This is a genomic window from Streptomyces sp. NPDC001933, from assembly GCF_042890955.1.
Classification (GTDB): Bacteria; Actinomycetota; Actinomycetes; order Streptomycetales; family Streptomycetaceae; genus Streptomyces.
In genome coordinates this window covers 1-1,786 of record NZ_JBIASS010000114.1, presented here as the reverse complement: position 1 = coordinate 1,786, position 1,786 = coordinate 1, and the positions used below count along the sequence as shown (strand labels likewise).

At 70.2% G+C, this 1,786-nt stretch carries 2 protein-coding genes; both read left to right on the top strand.

Annotated features, from left to right (window positions below):
* Positions 1 to 118 precede the first annotated feature (118 nt).
* Positions 119 to 682 (top strand): RNA polymerase sigma factor, encoded by a 564-nt coding sequence (locus ACFYY7_RS45635; protein ID WP_388672377.1) that lies wholly within the window; start codon positions 119 to 121, stop codon positions 680 to 682.
* The coding region (locus tag ACFYY7_RS45630; protein ID WP_388672374.1) for a CU044_5270 family protein at positions 679 to 1,786 on the top strand (1,108 nt) is incomplete at its 3' end. The genes ACFYY7_RS45635 and ACFYY7_RS45630, both read left to right, overlap by 4 nt.

Here is a 1,786-nt window from a genome sequence, read left to right as displayed (position 1 = left end):
CTGATGTGACGTACGCCTCGTCTCTCGGGCGTGTTTCCTGGCATGCCGCTGTAACGATCAGCCCGTTGGGCCCACTACTCAACGACAGAGCACACCAGGAGGGACAGGAGGTGCGGCAGTGCCCGATCACGACGCGGATCGTTTCACCGCCATCTACGACGGTTGTCGGCAACGCGTGTGGGCCTACGTGGTCAGTCGTGCGGGACGACAGGTCGCCGATGAGGTGGTGAACGAAGCGTTCACTGTCGCCTGGCGCAAGCTGGACGACGTCCCCGAGCCGCCGCTGCCATGGCTGCTCGCGGTCGCCCGCAACATCCTGCGGGACAACATCCGGGCGGAGGCCAGGCGCGCGTCGTTCGCCGCCGAGCTGCGCTCCTGGACGGAACCCGCGGAGGCGGACATCGCCGAGGAGGTATCCGAGCGCAACGCGCTGCTCAGCGCGCTGGCCACGCTGCCGGAGGACGATCGGGAACTGCTGATCCTCTCCGGGTGGCAGGGCCTGACCCCCGCACAGGCAGCCGCGGTGGTCGGCTGCTCGCCCATCACCCTGCGGGTCCGTCTGCACCGGGCGCGCAGACGTCTCACCCAGGCCGCGTCGGTCTCCCCACCCACGGAGGAGGCCGCAGACGTGCGGCGCGTGTCCACCCGAGTCCGGATCGCCGTAGGAAAGGAAGCCCGGTGAAGAACGACATCCTGCACCGTCTGACAACCGCCCGCCCCACCCACCTCGACCCCGACCGTCCCACGCCGTCGGCGGTCCGGGAAGAGGAGCTCGCAACGTTCACGAGCCGTCCGCGCGCGATGCGCACGGCTCGCGCCACCACCCGGCCGCGGAGGGCGGGCCGCTCTCTCGTCCCGGGTCTCGCCCTGGCCACCGCGGCGGCGGTGGCGGCTGTGGTGATCACCGACACCGTGCCGGAGAAGCCAGGACCCGCCCCCTCCGCGACATCGGGCTCCGGCAGCCAGATCCTTCTCGCTGCCGCCTCCCACGTCGAGCAGCAACCGGCCGGTTCCGGCACGTACTGGTACGTGGAGGAACACATCGGTTCCCTCCACAAGGTCCCGAGCAAGCACTACACCGTCGCCGCCCGCACCGAGCACCGGTACTGGACGGCCGCCGCCGAGAACAAGCAGTGGTCGCAGTCCCTGGACCTGGGGGCACGTCCGGCAACGAAGGCCGACGAGGCGGCGTGGAAGGCGGACGGTTCCCCCACGTCATGGAACCTGGAGGGGGAGACCCTCACCTATGCCGGCAAGGGCGAGATCCAGCACGACGCCCCCGGCGGAACCGCGGACACCGTCCCGATGGGCGACATCCCGCTCCACGTCCTGGCCACACTACCCACCGATGAACAGGCCCTCCGCAAGCGCCTGTTCACCCTGGTCGACAAGGACTACAACGCCCCCAAGAAAATCCTCGACGGGATCGTCCTCGACACAGCCGTCCGACTCGCCACGACCCTCCCGTCCACCCCGGCCCTGCGCGCCGCCGCCTACCGCCTCCTCGCCGCCGAACCCGGCGTGCGCTCCCTCGGCGACGTCAAGGACCACACCGGCCGTACCGGCTACGCCGTCGCGCTCCCCAGCCCCCACGGGCCCGTCGAAATCCGCCTGATCTTCGACAAGTCCACGGGCATGCCGCTCGGCACCGAGACGGTGGCCACCCGGAGCGGTGACGGGGTGAGCAAGGGCGAGCTGCAGAGCTACACGACGGTCACGTCGATGAAGTGGACCGAAAAGGCGCCGCCGTTCGACACCGACACCGAGGACCCGGGCCCGATCTCCG